This window comes from Brucella sp. GW823-FHT04E01 (assembly GCF_058796175.1).
The window spans coordinates 968791-986645 of record NZ_JBXAIK010000001.1; the positions used below are offsets into that span (position 1 = coordinate 968791).

The window sequence follows — 17855 nt, forward strand, 5'->3', positions numbered from 1 at the left end:
GTTATTTTACAGGCGGCGCATACATAAGCCCGCCCTTGTTCCACAGCGCATTGATGCCGCGGTCGATCTTGAGCAGGCTGCCCTTGCCGATGGTGCGTTCAAACATTTCGCCATAATTGCCGATCTTGGAGACGACATTATAGGCCCATTTCGGCTCAAGGCCGAGCTGTTGGCCGCTATCGCCTTCCGATCCGAGGAAACGGCGCACGTCCGGCTTCTTGGAGTTCAGATCCGCATCAGCTGAGGCTTGCGTAATGCCCAGTTCCTCGGCCTCAAGCATTGCAAACAGCGTCCAGCGAACGATGTTGAACCATTTATCGTCGCCCTGGCGGACGGCAGGTCCAAGCGGCTCCTTGGAAATCACTTCCGGCAGAACGGTGAAAGCATCAGGTTCGGCAAGCTTCAGACGTTGCGCATAAAGTGCGGACGCGTCGGTCGTGTAAACATCACAGCGACCCGTTTCAAATGCCTTCAGGATGCCATCGGCAGAATCGATCACCACCGGTTCATACTTGATACTGTTGGCGCTGAAAAAATCAGCGGCGTTCTGTTCGGTAGTCGTGCCCTGCTCGGTGCAGACCGAAGCGCCGTCGAGCTTCAAGGCGCTATCGATACCCAGATCCTTACGGATCATGAAACCTTGACCGTCATAATAGGCGGTGCCGACGAAATGGATGCCCATGCCCGCATCACGCGAAAGCGTCCAGGTGGTCTGGCGCGAAAGCAGGTCGACCGTGCCGGATTGCAACGCCGTGAAACGTTCCTTGGTCGAAAGCGGAATGAAACTCACCTTGTCAGGATCGCCAAAGACTGCCGCCGATACCGCACGACAGAAATCAATATCGAAGCCGGTCCATTTGCCCTGATCGTCTGGCGACGAAAAGCCTGCAACGCCCTGACTGACGCCGCAATTGATCTTGCCGCGCTCCTTCACGGTCGAAAGCGTATCCGCCTGCGCCCCAGTTTGAGCGGACATGGCAAAGCCCGCCGCCAACAACGAACCCAAAACTATTTTTTTCATTGTTCCTCCTCCCAGAGTTTCGGCCCAGAATTTCGAAAAAGCCGATCCATTGCCCGGCAGCACGCCGCCGGGCTTGTTGTTTGTTCAGTTATCCGACTACGAACTACTTCAGTGCAGCCGCGAAGCTGTCCTCCAGAACGCTCAGCAGATGATCGGCATTGGCACGCGTGAAGATCATCGGCGGGCGCATTTTCAGGACATTGTCGAACGGACCTTCAGTCCCCATCAGAATGCCGCGTTCGCGCGCGCCATCATTGATCTTCTTGGCCAGAGCCGTTGCCGGTTCCTTGGTCTTGTGATCCGTGACCAGTTCGATACCGAGGAACAGCCCCTGCCCGCGCACATCACCGATGATATCGAAGCGCTTCTGCATCGAGCGGAACCCGTCGATGAGATAGTTGCCGATATCAAGCGCGTTGCGGCGCAGATCGTTGCGCTCAATGACATCCAGCACTGCCAGACCTGCCGCGCAGGAAACCGGATTGCCGCCAAACGTGTTGAAATATTCCATGCCATTGTTGAAACTGCTGGCTATTTCACGGGTCGTTACCACTGCCGACATCGGATGGCCGTTGCCGATAGGCTTGCCCATGGTGACGATATCCGGCACCACATCCTGCATTTCAAACGCCCACCAGTGGCTGCCGACACGGCCGAAGCCAACCTGCACCTCATCCGCGATGCAGACACCACCAGCCGCCCGCACCATCTTGTAGACTTCCTGCAGATAGCCTTCCGGCAGGAAGACCTGACCGGCGACGCTCGGGATCGACTCGGCAATGAAATAAGCCGGGCCGCGTCCAAGGCTTTTGATGGCCTCGATCTGCTCGGCAATACTTTCAGCAAAGCGCTTGCCATGTTCTGCCAGCGGCCAATTTTCCGGCGCGCGGTAGCTGTCGGGGATGACGGCCTCAAACACGTGATCCGGACGTCCTTTGCCGCCCTTGCGCTTGTATTTATAGGGACTGAGATCGATCAGCTCCTGCGTTGTACCGTGATAGGCCCAGTCGAGCACCAGCGCATCGCGCTGGCCCGAATGCGCACGTGCCATACGCAGCGCCAGACTGTTCGCCTCACTGCCCGAGCAGGCAAACGAGGCCACCGTCAAACCTTCGGGCAAAGTCGCCGTCAGGCGCTCCGCATAGGAAACGATGTTGTCGTGCAGATAGCGCGTATTGGTGTTGAGGATCGCGGCCTGTCTGGCAATCGCCTCCACCACCTGCGGATGAGCGTGGCCGAGATGGCAGACATTGTTGAAGCAATCGAGATAGGCGCGGCCCCGATTATCGATCAGCCATGCGCCTTCACCGCGCACGAACTTGATCGGCTCGGAGTAGGAGATGGAGAGGTTCGGCAGCAGAATATCCTTGCGGGCGCTGACGATCTCGGTGCGCGTGCGACCGGTCTGGTGGAAGGCTTCCGCCGGAATATCGGCAAGGACTGCGGCATCCGGGAAGATATCGGCCCAGACATCAAGATAGGCATGTTCGCCGACGCCCAGAATTTCCGCTGCCGTGAGGCCGGTATCCGTCGAAATCTGGAAATGGAGATGCGGCGTCCAGCCACCATTCTCGTGCATGTCGCCCATCTGGCCGACGAGATCACCGGCGGCCAGTTTCTGCCCCGGCTTCAGGCGGGACACAGCCTCATGCGCCATATGGCCCCACAGCGTGATGAAAGGCGGGCAGCCTTCCGGCTGATGTTCCAGCGCAATCAGGCCGCCATAGCCAAGTGGCGCGGTCTCGATCTCGACGCTTTTCACAGTAGCTGCAAGCGGCGTGTAGACGGGCGTGCCTGCAGGCATGAACAGGTCAAGGCCCAGATGGTGGACACGCCGCTCGCCTTCGACAAAGCGTGAACGAAACGCCTCATCGGTATAGACAGTACGCTTTTCGCCCCATGGACCGATGCCGAGCTGCACATGGTTGCGGGCGCAGAAATCATCCCACCAGGCGGTGGCTTCCTTTGGGCGCTGCCCGGCAGAATCGACCGTCATCACATGAGCCGGGTCGCCATAGGGCACCAGCGCCTTGGTCATCGTCGCCGGATGCGGGCGAACGATGGGGGCGAGGTTCTTTCGGTTGGCATTGATCCATTCACGCACCGCACCAGCACCGTCTACAGCATCGAAACCGCATGCCTTGCGCAGGATGGCGGTGGCGAAGCGCGGGTTCATGGCATCAAGCTTGTGCAGAAGCCGCCATGCAGGTGCTTCGCTGATCGCAAGATAAGGATTGTCACCGGTCTTTTCGCGGCGCGAAGCCGACAGCGTGACGCTGGTGACGAGACGCATCGCAATCAGATCGAATATGAGATCGATTTCCTGCGGCAAAAGCGGATATCTCGCATGGAACCCGGCAGCGAGGGCTGCGGCTGCACCAATCGGGTCGTCCATATCCAGAATGGAATAGGCAGCGGCAATCGCCACTTCGGCAACCAGAACAGTGTGAACCGCATCGCCAAAATCGATCAGCCCGGCAATACGTTCATTATCCTGCGGATCAACCAGCACATTCCAGTCATTGGCATCGCTATGGATCACCTGTGCACGCTGGAGCGGCAGCTTCGGCGCGATATCGCGCTCGAAACGGACAAGGAAGCGCTCGACGACAGCGCGGTCTTCCGGCTTGTCGATGAAATGCAGACGGTCACGCGCCCGTCCGGCGTGGCGCACATCCCAGTCAAAATCGCGCAAGGCACCCGGATGGATGAAGCCCTGCAAGGCGCGGTCCAGCTGCCCCAGCGCACCGCCCAGATTGTGCATCAGCGCCTTGGTGCGCTTGACCTCGGCCAACGGCGTGCCCGGCAGCCAGCTTGCCACCCGCAGCGCATGGGGCTTGCCCTTTTCCTTTTCGATAGAGGCCAGTACCTCCCCCGACAGGCTCGCTTTCAGGCGCGGTACGGCGAGCGCCGGATCAGCCTTGGCCAGATGCTGCAGGAGCGCTGTCTGGAATTCGCTTTCAACGCGCGGTTCACTGGCATTCACGACTTTCAGAATCCAGTCTCCCGATCCATTGCCCGTCTTCAGCCGGAAATTGCGATCACGCTCGCTGTCGAGCGGCGAGGCACTCGCCGTCACCCCGAAATGAAGCTGGGCCAGCACTTCAGCCTCTTGCGGAGAAAAATCGGGGGCGGGATACGAAATATCGGTCATGGGAGGCACTTCACGGGTTGAATATGAATGGGAAGTAACAGGATGAGCTTGGCATGTCCGCGATTTTCAGGCATCAGACAAGGCGTCGGTCAGACCGGCACTTTGCCGGAATGGACCGGCACATTTACGATAGTACGAAAGAACCGACCATGCGGGAACTGGATGCGAAGGATCGCGAGATATTGGCCATTCTCTCCAAGGAAGCGCGCATTCCGCTGAAAACCCTGGCGGGACGCATCGGTCTTTCGCGCAGTGCAACCGGAGAGCGTGTCGCCAATCTTGAGAAAAATGGCGTCATTCGCGGTTACAGGGCAGACATCGGCCAGATCGACAGGAACGTCATCCGCGCCATGATTCTGGTCAGCCTCAAGCGTACACCGGCACTCGGTCTCCTCGATGAGCTGGCGCGCCACGCCGAGGTGCGCCGGGTATCGTCGGTGAGTGGCCAGCTCGATTTGATCGTCGAGGTTGAAGTCCCCACCATAGACCGCCTCAACAGCCTGCGTGATCTCATCGCCACTCATGAAACTGTAGAGGATCTCACTACCGCAATCGTGCTTCGCCGGGATATCGAGCGCGAAACCGTCTGAAATTCAGTTATACAACTTTAGTTTGGACTACTACAATTTAAGGTAGACATTCTACCATAAGTCGAACATAACGCCTCCGGGTTGAAAAGGAGGGGACATGAAGACGCTTAATCTATTCATTATCGGGTTCGGCTTTACCGCACTCGTCATTACTTGCATTTTCGCCATTGGCGGCGGCACTATCTGATCAGTAACGAACGACAATATCATGCCCTCAGCAGGGGTTCCCCGAGGAAGATTGCTGAAGATTCGCGCACAGCGCGGATCATGAAATCGCTCAGCACCCGGATTCGCGGTGCAGCCACCACATCGATGTGACAGCTCATCCAATATTCACGCACCAGATGCATCTCGCGCGGCAGAACCGGAACCAGTTCCTGATGCCGGCTGGCGATGAAATAAGGCAGCACGCACAAGCCATAGCCAATCTGCGTGGCGATCAGTTGCGCATGAATACTGGAACTTTGATAGGTGCAGCGCTGCCCTGGCAGGATTTCGCGCATGTAATCCAGGCCGGGCGTGAACACCATGTCGTCGATGTAACCAATGAACGGATGCCGGGCCATGTCCTCGCGTGTCCTGATCGGCGGATGCCGCTCCAGATAATCGCGATGACCATAGATGAAGAGCCGATAGGGCGTCAGCTTCTCGCTGTGATAGGGACCGGTGCGCGGCATATGCAGCGTGATCGACAATTCCGCCTCGCGGCGCGACAGCGACATGATCTGCTGGATCGTCACCACTTCCACGAACAGGCTCGGATAGGATTGCGCCAGCACAGGCAGACGGTCGGCAAGAAAGAAATTGCCGAAACCTTCCAGCGTCGAGAGACGCACGACACCTGACAGCGCCGCCAGATTGCCGGTAGCCTCGGTCTGGAATTTCATCGCCTCGCGCTCCATGACCTCGGCAGAGTTCACCAGCCGTTCACCGATGGGCGTCAGCAGATAACCGCGCGGATTGCGCTCGAAAAGCTTGGTCGCAAGGGCCTGTTCCAGCCGGTCGATCCGGCGCAGAACAGTGACATGGCTGGTGCGCAATTGCCGCGCCGCCGTGGAGAGCTGGCCGGTGCGCGCAACCGCCAGAAAATATTGCAGATCGTCCCATGTGAACTGCCGCATGCACCCCTCCCAAACAGTTGCGGTGGCTCCTGCCTCTCTGTCTGTACGTTTTCGAACAGACGGTGTTCAAAAATTGTTGTTCGTGTACGCATTTGTCAATGCTACCGTTTCAAAAAGTAGCTCCATCGAAAATGCTAGACAGGTTTGCGTCAGGAGCTGCAACAAAGAAAGAAACGCCCGGGGCGGAGGAACAAATCGGGCGGAAGCAGAGGGCTAACGGCACAGAGGAAAAGCCGTTTCCTGATCTCGAAAGACTGCTTCACTACAGCATTGGCCGGAAAATCGGAATCGATTTTCAGAAAGCACAATGCGTAGATTCAATAGTTTAGAGCGTCGTTTGTACGTCCGTAAGGATGCATGGCGCTCTGAAGAATGCCGTGCGGGTTTTCCGTGGCGGTTTTGGTGTTATTGGGAGGAGCACTTCATGAAATGTCTCGCACTTGCAACGGCAGCGCTTTTCGCCGCCACGGCTATCTCGTCGGCAGCGGAAATTTCCGACGGCAAGGTCAAGATCGGCATTCTGAACGATCAATCCGGCGTTTATGCCGACTTCGGCGGCAAATGGTCGTTCGAGGCTGCCAAGATGGCGGCTGAAGATTTCGGGGGCAAAGTGCTCGATGCGCCGATTGAGATCATCACGGCGGACCACCAGAACAAGCCGGACGTCGCCTCGAACATCGCGCGCCAGTGGTACGACACCGAGCAGGTCGATTCCATCATGGAACTGACAACCTCGTCGGTCGGCCTCGCCGTACAGGCCCTGTCCAAGGACAAGAAGAAGATCACCATCAACACAGGTGCGGCCACGTCGGAACTGACCGGCAAGCAGTGCACGCCTTATGGCTTCCATTGGGCCTATGACACCCATGCGCTTGCAGTCGGCACCGGCGGCTCGCTTGTGCAGCAGGGCGGCGATACCTGGTACTTCCTCACTGCCGACTATGCTTTCGGCTATTCGCTGGAAGAGCAGACAAGCAAATTCGTCGAATCCAAGGGCGGCAAGGTTCTGGGTTCCGTGCGCCACCCGCTGGCAACCACCGATTATTCCTCCTTCCTGCTGCAGGCACAGGCCTCCGGCGCCAAGGTGGTCGGCCTTGCCAATGCAGGTCTCGACACGTCCAACGCCATCAAGCAGGCGGCTGAATTCGGCATCGTCGCCGGTGGCCAGCGCCTCGCGGCCCTGCTCTTTACCCTGTCGGAAGTGCACGGTCTCGGCCTCGAAGCCGCTCAAGGCCTGACGCTGACCGAAGGTTTCTACTGGGATCGCGACGATGAATCGCGCGAATTCGGCAAGCGATTCTTCGAGCGCACGGGCCGTATGCCGAACATGATTCAGGCAGGCACCTATTCCGCTGTCACCCAATATCTGAAGGCGATCAAGGAAGCCGGGACCGACGAAACCGAGGCCGTTGCCAAGAAGCTTCATGAAATGCCGGTCGAGGACGTCTTTGCCCGTCACGGCAAGGTCGGTGCCAACGGACGCATGATCTACGACATGTATCTGATGGAAGTGAAGAAGCCTGATGAAAGCAAGGCGCCTTGGGATTACTATAAGGTTCTTGCAACCATTCCCGGCGATCAGGCCTACATGAAGCCGGAAGAAAGCGGCTGCCCGCTGGTAACGCAGTAAAAAGAGGCTGGTTGAATGAACGCAGCAACTGGCAATATGACGGCCCTGCATGAAGCAGGGCCGAACGATGGCGGCTCATCCGGCAAGACCGTTCTGTCGGCACGCGGACTGGGCAAGTCTTTTGGCGGCTTTCATGCAGTCAAGAATGTCGACCTCGATGTGGAACATGCTCGTGTTCACGCGTTGATCGGCCCCAACGGTGCAGGCAAGACCACTGTTTTCAACCTCCTGACCAAGTTCTTGCAGCCATCGAGTGGCGAGATCACACTTCTGGGCGAAACCATCACCAAGACCGATCCGGCCAAGGTGGCCCGCATGGGTTTGGTGCGCTCGTTCCAGATTTCGGCCACCTTTCCGCACCTGACCGTGCTGGAAAATGTAAAGGTCGCATTGCAGCGTCCCAATGGGCTTGCCACACAGTTCTGGCGCTCGCTGTCAGCACTCGACCGGCTCGACGCGCAGGCCATCGAGCTTCTGGAGCGGGTCGGCCTTGCCGATGCCCGTCATGCGCTGGCCGCCGATCTGTCCTATGGCCGCAAGCGCGCGCTCGAAATCGCCACCACGCTGGCGCTCGATCCGAAGGTTCTGCTGCTCGATGAGCCGATGGCGGGCATGGGCCATGAAGATGTCCATACCATTGCCGCCCTCATTGCCGATGTGGCGAAGGATCGCGCGGTCTTGATGGTCGAACACAATCTCAAGGTGGTGGCCGACATTGCCCACCACGTCACGGTGCTGCAGCGCGGCGAAATTCTCGCCTCCGGCGATTATGCCACCGTCTCCAAGGACGAGCGCGTGCGCACCGCCTATATGGGAACCGAACATGAATAGAGGCCAACCGCTATTATCCGTGCGCGGGCTCAATGCCTGGTATGGCGAAAGCCATGCCCTGCACGGCGTCGACCTCGATATCTGGCCCGGCGAAACCATAACGCTTCTTGGCCGCAACGGCGTCGGCAAGACGACGACGCTGCGTGCCATCATGGGCATCATCCGCAAGCGCACCGGCACCATCACGCTCGACGGCAAGGACATCATGCGCGTGCCGCTGCATCGCATCGCCCATGCCGGTCTCGGTTTTGTGCCCGAAGAGCGCGGCATCTTTGCCACCTTGAGCGTGCATGAAAACCTGCTTTTGCCGCCTGTCGTCGCCAAAGGCAGTCAGGGCACGATGTCGCTTGACGAAATCTACGAACTCTTTCCCAATCTGCATGAGCGCCGCAACAGCCCCGGCACCAAGCTTTCGGGTGGCGAACAGCAGATGCTGGCAATTGCGCGCATCCTGCGCACCGGGGTCAAGGTGCTGCTGCTCGACGAGCCGACCGAAGGTCTTGCGCCCGTTATCGTGCAGCGCATCGGCGATGTGCTGGTGGAGTTGAAAAAACGTGGCATGACGGTGTTGCTGGTCGAGCAGAATTTCCGCTTCGCCGCCAAGGTCGCCGACCGCTTTTATCTCATGGATCATGGCGTGGTGACGGAAAACTTCCCCACCGCCGAACTGCCCGCCCGCATGGCGGCGCTCAACGAAGCGCTGGGGGTATGACACGATGACAATGATTTTTGGAATACCTTTGCAGGCACTTCTCGGGCAGCTGCTGGTCGGCCTCATCAACGGCTCCTTCTATGCCATGCTAAGTCTCGGCCTTGCCATCATCTTCGGGCTTCTGCGCATCATTAATTTCGCCCATGGCGCGCAATATATGCTGGGTGCCTTTGTCGGCTATCTGCTGTTGAGCTGGCTTGGCATCGGCTACTGGCCAGCGCTGATCCTCGCCCCGCTTATCGTCGGCCTCGGTGGCGCGATCATCGAGCGCGTGGCCCTGTCGCGGCTCTACAATCTCGATCCGCTCTATGGCCTGCTCTTCACCTTCGGCCTTGCCCTCGTGATCGAAGGCACGTTCCGCTATTATTATGGCGCTGCCGGTCAGCCCTATGCCGTGCCGCCCTCGCTTGCGGGCGGGCACAATCTCGGCTTCATGTTCCTGCCGAACTATCGCGCCTGGGTGGTCGTCGCCTCGCTTTTCGTCTGCCTCGGCACCTGGCTCCTGATCGAAAAGACCAAGCTTGGCGCCTATCTGCGTGCCGCGACGGAAAACCCCACTTTGGTCAAGGCCTTCGGCATCAATGTGCCGCTGCTGCTCACCTTCACCTATGCGCTGGGTGCAGCGCTTGCCGGTGTTGCGGGCATCATGGCCGCGCCGATCTATCAGGTCAGCCCGCTGATGGGGTCCAACATCATCATCGTGGTCTTTGCCGTGGTGGTCGTCGGCGGCATGGGCTCGATCCTTGGCGCCATCATCACCGGTTATGTGCTGGGACTGGCGGAAGGCCTCACCAAGGTCTTCTACCCCGAGGCTTCCAGCATCGTCATCTTCGTCATCATGGCTATCGTCCTTCTGGTTCGACCCGCCGGACTGTTCGGGAAGGAGGCCTGATATGGCTGATACTGCTCTCAAGACCGCTCTCAGGGCCACCGCAGCCCCGCGCGAAAGCAAGGCGCCTGCCGTCAACAGCCTCTCGGTCATCGTCCTCGGCATTGCCCTTGTGGGACTACTGGCAGCGCCCTTCATGGTCTACCCCATCTTCCTGATGAAGATGCTGTGCTTTGCGCTGTTCGCCTCTGCCTTCAACCTTCTGTTGGGCTATACCGGCATTCTGTCCTTCGGCCATGCAGCCTTCTTCGGCGGCGCGGCCTATATCACGGCCCATACGGTGAAAGTCTGGGGCGTTACGCCGGAACTCGGTCTCGTACTCGGCGTTCTCGCCGCAGCCGCCCTTGGCCTCGTGATCGGTTATCTCGCCATTCGCCGCCAGGGCATCTATTCGACGATGATTACGCTGGCATTGGCGCAGATGTTCTTCTTCTTCTGCCTGCAAGCCACCTTCACCCATGGCGAAGACGGATTGCAGGGTGTGCCGCGTGGATATCTCTTCGGCATCATCGACCTCAACCAGCCGATGAACATGTATTATTTCGTGCTGGCCGTGTTCGTTCTTGGCGTCTTCGTCATCTGGCGCATCATCAATTCGCCCTTCGGCATGATCCTGAAGTCGGTACGCGAAAACGAGAACCGCGCGGTTTCGCTCGGCTATTCCGTCAACCGCTACAAGCTTGCAGCCTTCGTCATGTCGGCAGCACTCGCGGGTCTTGCAGGCGGCCTGAAGGCGCTTGTCTTCCAGTTTGCAACGCTGACCGATGTCGGCTGGCAGATGTCGGGCGAAGTGATCCTCATGACGCTTCTGGGCGGTATCGGAACACTCATAGGCCCCATCGTCGGCGCTGCCTTCGTCGTTGCGCTGCAGAACTATCTCGCAACATCCGACTTCCCGGTAACGATCGTGACGGGCGTCATCTTCATGGCATGCGTCCTCCTCTTCCGTAAGGGAATCGTAGGCGAGTTCTATGCATCGCGAATTGGAAAGAAACTCTTCGGCTAACCAACATTTCGGGAGCCGCACGCTCGTTCGATAGCGGCTCCGCCTTTTACTGGATATGAGATCATGACCGACACCTACGATTACATCGTGGTTGGCGCGGGCACGGCAGGTTGCGCCCTCGCGAACCGGCTTTCCGCAGACCAGAACCGCTCCGTGCTGCTGCTGGAGGCAGGCGGAAAGGACAATTACGCCTGGATCCACATCCCGGTCGGCTATCTCTATTGCATCGGCAATCCGCGCACCGACTGGTGCTTTACCACGGAGGCCGAACCGGGGCTGAACGGTCGTTCGCTCGGCTATCCGCGCGGCAAGGTATTGGGCGGCTGCTCCTCCATCAACGGCATGATCTATATGCGCGGTCAGGCCCGCGACTACGATCTGTGGCGTCAGGCCGGATGCGAAGGCTGGGGCTGGGACGATATCCTGCCACTCTTCAAGAAATCAGAAGATTATTTTGCAGGCGCCAGCGATCTGCATGGTTCGGGCGGCGAATGGCGCGTCGAGAGCGCTCGCCTGCACTGGGATATTCTGGATGCCTTCCGCGATGCAGCCGTCTCGGCGGGCATCCCCGCCACCGACGATTTCAATCGCGGCGACAATGAAGGCGTGTCCTATTTCAAGGTCAACCAGAAGCGCGGCATTCGCTGGAACACGGCCAAGGCCTTTCTGCGCCCGGCATTGGATCGCAAGAACCTCACCGTCGAAACCGGCGCGCATGTGCGCCGCATCGAGATCGAGGAGTTGCGTGCCACCGGCGTCACCTTCGACCAGAACGGTACCACCCGCACGGTGAAGGCAAAGCGTGAGGTCATTCTTGCTGCCGGTGCGGTCGGCTCGCCGCAAATTCTCGAATTGTCGGGCATCGGGCGCGGCGACGTGCTGCAGCAAGCGGGTATCCCGATCAAGCTGGAGCGCAAGCAACTCGGCGAAAACCTGCAGGATCACCTGCAATTGCGCTGCGCATATAAGGTCGCCGGTATTCCGACGCTCAACGAAAAGGCGAGCAAGCTTGTCGGCAAGGCAATGATCGGGCTGGAATATCTGCTGCGCCGTTCGGGGCCTATGTCGATGGCTCCAAGCCAGCTCGGCGTCTTCACCCGCTCCGACCCGTCCTACGAGACCGCCAATCTGCAATATCACGTGCAGCCGCTCAGTCTGGAAAAATTCGGCGAGGCGGTGCACCCCTTCCCTGCCTTCACGGCAAGCGTGTGCAATCTGCGCCCTGATAGCCGCGGCTCGATCCACATCAAGTCACCGGATCATCGTTCACAACCGGCGATCAGGCCGAATTATCTCGCCACCGAAAGCGACCGCCGCGTTGCCGCCGACGCCATCCGCATCACGCGCCATATCGTGGCACAGGCTCCATTGCAGAAGTTCCGCCCGGAGGAATTCAAGCCCGGCCCTGCTTACGAAACGCAGGAGCAGCTGGAAAAGGCGGCGGGCGATATCGGCACCACGATTTTCCATCCGGTCGGCACCTGCCGCATGGGGCAGGATGCGGAAGCAATCGTCGATCCGCGCCTGCGCTTCAACGGCATTGCGGGCCTGCGCGTTGCCGACGCCTCGGTCATGCCGACCATCACTTCCGGCAACACCAACTCGCCGACTCTCATGATCGCCGAGAAGGCCGCACAGATGATTATCGCCGATAACCGCTAGAACCAGATTTCCGAGTGCCCGGTCAGCGGAAATGACAATCCGCTCACCGTCTCGTGAACGCAATTTCGGCATCATGACTTCGGCAAATTCTGAAATAATTTTCCTTGTTTATTGCCTGACAAAAGGGAATTATCGGCAACAAGGTGGGCAGGGGGAGAAAGATCATCTCAAAAGATCGCTTTCCGGGACCGGCTCTCCAAAGTTTTTAAACAAGGAAAACAAAATGTCGTCAGTCCTTTCCCGCTACACGCTGACCCGTCGCGCCGGTCTGAAAGCCCTTCTCTTCACCGCAGCCGCACTGACTGTCGGCTTCGCGTCGGCACCGAGCCACGCAGAAGACAAGACCATCAAGGTCGGCATCATGGGCGGTGAAGACGAAGACGTCTGGAAAGTCGTTGCCGAAGAAGGCAAGAAGCACGGCCTCAACATCGAGCGCGTGACCTTCAACGATTACAACCAGCCGAATGAAGCTCTGGAACGCAAGGAAATCGACGCCAACGCCTTCCAGCACAAGCCTTATCTCGATGAGCAGGTCAAGCAGCACGGCTACAAGATCAGCGTCGCCGGCTACACCGCCGTCTGGCCGATCGGCATCTATTCGCGCAAGCACAAGAGCCTTGACGAGCTGAAGGAAGGCGCGGTCGTCGGCGTGCCGAACGATCCGTCGAACGAAGGCCGCGCCCTTCGCGTTCTCGAAGAAAAAGGCCTCATCAAGCTGAAGCCGGATGCAGGCATTCTGGCCACGCCGATCGACATCGTCGAAAATCCGAAGAAGCTTGAGATCAAGGAACTCGACGCCGGTGTTGTCGGCCGTTCCATCGATGACCTCGATGCAGCCATCGTGAACAACGATTGGGCAGCAAAGGCAGGCCTCAAGAAGGAAGAGGCAATCGGCTGGGAATCGAAGGAAAACAACCCGTACAACAACTTCATCGCGGTCCGCACCGAAGATGAAAACGCCGAATGGGTGAAAAACCTCGTGGCTTCGTTCCAGAACGACGCCGTGAAGGCCGAAATCGACCGTGCCTACAAGGGCACCGGCATCCCGGCCTGGAAATAATCGCTTTTGAAGCTTGAAAGACCGCGCCGGAACCATTTCCGGCGCGGCTTTTATTGACGTACCGACAAAAATTGCCCTAAAGCATCGCCACAGCAAAAGCTGATGGCTTGAGCGAGGCATCATCCTTCCTTGAACCTTAATAAAACAGCCGCTGTTCGCAGCGGCCTATCCAGACATAGAAGAAACGACCGTGACCATTGAAAAGCCACCCGCCACATCAGCGCCCATCGTCGAGATGAAAGACGTGCGCCGAATGTTCGGCGATACGGCAGCTATCAACGGCGTTTCGCTTTCCGTCGCGCGCGGCGAAATTCTCGGCATCATCGGTCGCAGCGGCGCGGGCAAGTCCACGCTGATCCGTTGCGTCAACGGCCTTGAAAAGCCGGATGCCGGTTCGATCCTGATCGAAGGTCGCGAAATCACTGGTCTTGGCGAAGACGCACTGCGCCCCTTGCGCCGCCGCATCGGCATGGTGTTCCAGCATTTCAATCTGCTTTCGGCCAAGACGGTTGCGGAAAACATCGCTTTGCCGCTGAAGATCGCGGGCAAGCCGAAGGCCGAACGCGCCAGGCGTGTTGCGGAACTTCTGGAACTGGTTGGCCTTTCCGACAAGGCAAAGCATTACCCAGCCCAGCTTTCCGGTGGTCAGAAACAGCGCGTCGGCATTGCCCGCGCCCTTGCTGCCGAACCGGCTGTGCTGCTTTCGGACGAAGCGACATCCGCGCTCGACCCGGAAACCACGCAGTCCATTCTCGCGCTGCTGAAAGACATCAACACCAAGCTCGGCCTTACCATCCTGCTCATCACGCATGAGATGGAAGTCATCCGCCGCATTGCCGACCGCGTCATCGTGCTCGACCACGGCGCTATCGCCGAGGAAGGTCCGGTCTGGAAAGTCTTTGCCAATCCGCAATCGCCCGTCACGCAAAGCATGTTGCAGGTGCTGACGCCGGAACTGCCTGCCGTCTGGCGCGACCAGCTGGAAAAATCCGGCGCCCTCGCCGTGCTGAAGGTAAAGCTGTCAGGCGCAGCCGCAAAAGGCGCTTTCTTCAACGATGTTTCCGCTGCCACCGGCGTGGCACCGCAGCTGATCCACGGCAGCATGGATACGATCCAGGGTGAGCCGGTCGGCACGCTCTTCATCGGCCTGCCCGCTGAGGACAAGGCGAAACTCGACGCCGCAATCACCTATCTCAACACCCATGCAGACGCCACGGAGGTACTCGGCTATGTCTCAGGCGATGCTTGATCTTCTCTGGCGCTCCTTCTGGGAGACCATCATCATGACCGGCTTTTCGAGCCTGATCTCGCTCGTCGTCGGTCTGCCGCTTGCCCTCATCATGATCCTGACTGAACGGGGTGGCCTCGCACAGAACCTGACGCTGAACACGATCCTCGGCGCCATCATCAATGGCTTCCGCTCGGTTCCGTTCATCATTCTGCTGGTGGCGCTCATTCCCGTCACGCGCTTCATCGTCGGCACGTCCATCGGCACATGGGCCTCCATCGTGCCGCTTTCCATTGCCGCTATTCCCTATTATGCGCGTATTGCGGAAGTGTCGTTGCGTGAAGTGGACCACGGCCTCATCGAAGCCGCGCGCTCCATGGGTGCAAACCGCTGGACCATCGTGCGCGAAGTGCTGGTTCCGGAAGCCCTGCCGGGCATCATCGCGGGCTTCACGGTCACGATCATCACTCTGGTCGGCGCATCGGCAATGGCGGGCGCCATCGGTGCTGGCGGTCTCGGCGATCTTGCCATTCGCTATGGCTATCAGCGCTTTGAGACGCAGATCATGATCGCAGTCGTGATCATCCTCATCATCATGGTTTGCGGCATCCAGTGGATCGGCGACCGGCTGGTGAGCCGTCTGGACAAGCGCAACCTGCGCGCCTGACCCTTTACTGGTCCGTTTATCTTTTCCTCTCGCGGAAACCCGCTTCCAGCGTGTTTCCGTCGGGATCGAAGACCAGTGCCGCGTAATAGCCCATCTCTTCCGGTCCCTGATAGCCCGGGCCGCCGCTATCCCTGCCGCCTGCCTTCAGCGCGGCCTCATGAAACGCCTCCACCGCCTCGCGGCTTCCGGCTGTAAACATCAGGTGCAGGCGGTCGCCGGGCTTGTCCTCGCCAGCGCCTGCACCATCGTGGCTGCCATGGATCCACAGAAACGGAACCGGCGCCCGCTCTCCCCCGCTGACGAAGAAACCGCTGCCTGATCGGGCAATGACCTCCAGGCCAAGTTCAGGCATGCAGCTTTCGTAAAAGGAAAGGCTGCGATTGACGTTACGGGCTTTGAAACCGATGTGATCGAAGAGCGACATAAGATTCAATATATCGCGGCCAACTATAAAGAAAAGCGGCGCTTTCGATTTTGGAAAACGCCGCTATCACTCTTCAATTCTTGATAATATCGAAGGTTATCCGCGTGTGCGGGCCAGACCGTCTTTTGCAGGCTGGTATTTCGGATCAAGCTGTACCGCGCGCGAATAGGAATTCGCAGCCTTGGCCTTGTCGCCATTGTGCTCGTAGACAAGCGCCTGATTGGCCCAGCTTTCCGCAATATTCTGATCGAGCGTAATGGCTGTGTTGAAATCATCGAAGGCATTGTCGTAGTCGCCGAGCGCCACATAGGAAATGCCGCGACCGTTATAAGGTTCCGGTGCCGTGGAATTGAGCGAAATTGCCTTGGAGAAATCCTCGATGGCCTGCTTGTGCTGGCCCTTGGCCTGATAGATCAGGCCGCGATTATGGTAAGCGCGACCGTCGGTGGTCTGCAGGGCAATAGCCTGATTGAAGTCGCTGAGCGCCTGATCAAGACGACCAGCCTGACGATAGACATTGCCGCGCCCGATATAGGCAGCGTCATATTGCGAATTAAGCTGGATGGCCTTGCTGTAATCCTGCACGGCCTTGGTGCTGTCGCCCATATAGCGATAGACCAGCGCGCGATTGGCATAGGCCTGATAGAAATTCGGGTTGAGCGCTATTGCCTGATCGAAATCGCGCAGCGCTTCCTTGTAGCGCCCGGACTTGCCATAGGCGGAACCACGCACATTGTAGCCTTCCGGATCGCGCGGATTGCTCTGGATCACGCTTGTCAGCGAACTGATGTTCTCGCTCGACCCCTGCGCCTTATCGACAGTGCTGAGTGCGGTGGTTGTGGAGCTTTGGCAGCCGGCAACGGTCAAAGCCAGAAGTGCGGCGGCAATGAGAAGGCCGTTTCGACCTGTTCCAGACGATTGCATCATCTTCAAGCGCGTGGGCAACGACTGCATTCCTTTCAGCTCGCATAGGGGCGCAAGGCCCTTCTGCCTCTTTTCCATCCCGTGCCAGCCCGGTTTCCGGAGCTAATTCATGCCGGGCTATTCTGTCTGTTACGGTATTATACTGGTCTCAACCAGCAGATAAAAACAGCAAAAAGGCGGCATGTTCTTAAGCTTGGCTTGCCTTCGGATAACCCGCCTGACAGTTGAATATCCTAATTATTTGTTTTTACACATAATGGCGTGCAAGAAGTCCAGAAACTTTTCGTAACGCTGCATTAAAAATAGAGGCTCGAAGTTATGAAAATACATCTAGTGGTCTGATTCCGACGTTTGAAACGGGATTAATGTCGGACGGGTATCAAACGTCAAATTCAATCCACTAGCCGACATAAAATCGCTTCACACTGCGCGGGAAACAACCTCAAATATCTGAAGTCAAAACGTGCAAAATCCGGCGCAAGCTGAAGCCAGCACCGGAAAGCAAAAAAGGCGCTGTCCAGCAGCGCCTGTTTTCAAGGTCGATCAGCGAGCGCCCGGACGGCCGCCGATGAGGCCTTCACGCTGAGCGCGCTTACGGGCCAGCTTGCGTGCACGACGAACGGCTTCTGCCTTTTCGCGAGCGCGCTTTTCGGACGGCTTTTCATAGTGGCCGCGCATCTTCATTTCGCGGAAGATACCTTCGCGCTGCATCTTTTTCTTGAGAGCGCGGAGAGCCTGATCAACATTATTATCGCGGACGAGTACCTGCACGTGTATTCCCGTATCGGTTAGAATTTCGGTTAAGCCTGAGGCCGTTAGGGGGTCTTTTAACGATTTCAGCCGGTCTGACCGGCCGAGCAACGCCCAAAGGCTCCCAAGCTTCGCAACGGATACGCTGCAAATTGGTCGTGGCTAATACCAGAAAGAGCCTAGCCT

General features: G+C 58.3%; 16 protein-coding genes. 10 read left to right on the top strand and 6 right to left on the bottom strand.

Annotated elements, in window-relative coordinates; all coding sequences use genetic code 11:
* Window position 1 precedes the first annotated feature (1 nt).
* Together AC1RHM_RS04790 and AC1RHM_RS04795 are read right to left on the bottom strand one after the other, a co-directional pair.
* Window positions 2–1021, bottom strand: a complete 1020-nt coding sequence (locus AC1RHM_RS04790) for an amino acid ABC transporter substrate-binding protein (protein ID WP_010659474.1) — start codon at window positions 1019–1021, stop codon at window positions 2–4.
* A 103-nt stretch (window positions 1022–1124) separates the two neighbouring features.
* Window positions 1125–4175 carry an aminotransferase class III-fold pyridoxal phosphate-dependent enzyme gene (locus AC1RHM_RS04795; protein WP_010659473.1) on the bottom strand — a complete coding sequence of 1017 codons (3051 nt, stop codon included), beginning with the start codon at window positions 4173–4175 and terminating at the stop codon, window positions 1125–1127.
* A gap of 149 nt (window positions 4176–4324) precedes the next feature.
* Between AC1RHM_RS04795 and AC1RHM_RS04800 the strand changes: the two genes are divergently transcribed.
* Complete coding sequence (locus AC1RHM_RS04800) at window positions 4325–4765, top strand: Lrp/AsnC family transcriptional regulator (RefSeq protein ID WP_010659472.1); 441 nt, start codon at window positions 4325–4327, stop codon at window positions 4763–4765.
* A gap of 206 nt (window positions 4766–4971) precedes the next feature.
* Here the strand turns inward: AC1RHM_RS04800 and AC1RHM_RS04805 are convergent, their stop codons facing one another.
* Entirely contained in the window at window positions 4972–5886 is a 915-nt protein-coding gene (locus tag AC1RHM_RS04805; RefSeq protein ID WP_010659471.1) for a LysR family transcriptional regulator, read from the bottom strand.
* Between the two features lie 424 nt (window positions 5887–6310).
* Here AC1RHM_RS04805 and AC1RHM_RS04810 point away from each other — a divergent pair, with 424 nt between their 5' ends.
* The 9 genes from AC1RHM_RS04810 (at window position 6311) to AC1RHM_RS04850 (ending at window position 15571) form a co-directional block, all read left to right on the top strand.
* On the top strand, window positions 6311–7516 hold the full coding sequence (locus AC1RHM_RS04810; RefSeq protein WP_010659469.1) for an ABC transporter substrate-binding protein: 1206 nt from the start codon (window positions 6311–6313) through the stop codon (window positions 7514–7516).
* Window positions 7517–7531: 15 nt separating this feature from the next.
* Window positions 7532–8347, top strand: a complete 816-nt coding sequence (locus AC1RHM_RS04815) for an ABC transporter ATP-binding protein (protein ID WP_010659468.1) — start codon at window positions 7532–7534, stop codon at window positions 8345–8347.
* Window positions 8340–9059 (top strand): ABC transporter ATP-binding protein, encoded by a 720-nt coding sequence (locus AC1RHM_RS04820; RefSeq protein ID WP_010659467.1) that lies wholly within the window; start codon window positions 8340–8342, stop codon window positions 9057–9059. Before AC1RHM_RS04815 ends, AC1RHM_RS04820 begins: the two co-directional genes overlap by 8 nt.
* A 4-nt stretch (window positions 9060–9063) precedes the next feature.
* On the top strand, window positions 9064–9951 hold the full coding sequence (locus tag AC1RHM_RS04825) for a branched-chain amino acid ABC transporter permease (RefSeq protein ID WP_010659466.1): 888 nt from the start codon (window positions 9064–9066) through the stop codon (window positions 9949–9951).
* 1 nt (window position 9952) lies between these two features.
* Complete coding sequence (locus AC1RHM_RS04830; RefSeq protein WP_010659465.1) at window positions 9953–10954, top strand: branched-chain amino acid ABC transporter permease; 1002 nt, start codon at window positions 9953–9955, stop codon at window positions 10952–10954.
* 63 nt (window positions 10955–11017) lie between these two features.
* The gene (locus tag AC1RHM_RS04835; protein ID WP_492332485.1) at window positions 11018–12616 is read left to right on the top strand and encodes a GMC family oxidoreductase; all 1599 of its coding nucleotides are present in this window, start codon (window positions 11018–11020) and stop codon (window positions 12614–12616) included.
* Window positions 12617–12839: 223 nt separating this feature from the next.
* Window positions 12840–13676, top strand: coding sequence for a MetQ/NlpA family ABC transporter substrate-binding protein (locus AC1RHM_RS04840; protein ID WP_010659463.1), 837 nt, complete (start codon window positions 12840–12842; stop codon window positions 13674–13676).
* A 190-nt stretch (window positions 13677–13866) separates the two neighbouring features.
* A complete protein-coding gene (locus AC1RHM_RS04845; RefSeq protein WP_010659462.1) occupies window positions 13867–14925 on the top strand; it encodes a methionine ABC transporter ATP-binding protein in 1059 nt (352 codons plus the stop codon).
* Complete coding sequence (locus AC1RHM_RS04850; RefSeq protein ID WP_010659461.1) at window positions 14906–15571, top strand: methionine ABC transporter permease; 666 nt, start codon at window positions 14906–14908, stop codon at window positions 15569–15571. The genes AC1RHM_RS04845 and AC1RHM_RS04850 overlap by 20 nt, the downstream gene beginning before the upstream one ends.
* A gap of 16 nt (window positions 15572–15587) precedes the next feature.
* Here AC1RHM_RS04850 and AC1RHM_RS04855 read toward each other — a convergent pair whose 3' ends face one another.
* The 3 genes from AC1RHM_RS04855 to rpsU all read right to left on the bottom strand — a co-directional run bounded on the left by AC1RHM_RS04855 (window position 15588) and on the right by rpsU (window position 17690).
* Window positions 15588–15995, bottom strand: coding sequence for a VOC family protein (locus AC1RHM_RS04855; RefSeq protein WP_010659460.1), 408 nt, complete (start codon window positions 15993–15995; stop codon window positions 15588–15590).
* Window positions 15996–16091: 96 nt separating this feature from the next.
* Window positions 16092–16949: a tetratricopeptide repeat protein gene (locus tag AC1RHM_RS04860; RefSeq protein ID WP_010659459.1), complete on the bottom strand. Its 858-nt coding sequence runs from the start codon at window positions 16947–16949 to the stop codon at window positions 16092–16094.
* Between the two features lie 513 nt (window positions 16950–17462).
* Window positions 17463–17690 carry a 30S ribosomal protein S21 gene (gene rpsU / locus AC1RHM_RS04865; RefSeq protein ID WP_010659458.1) on the bottom strand — a complete coding sequence of 76 codons (228 nt, stop codon included), beginning with the start codon at window positions 17688–17690 and terminating at the stop codon, window positions 17463–17465.
* Window positions 17691–17855 lie beyond the last annotated feature (165 nt).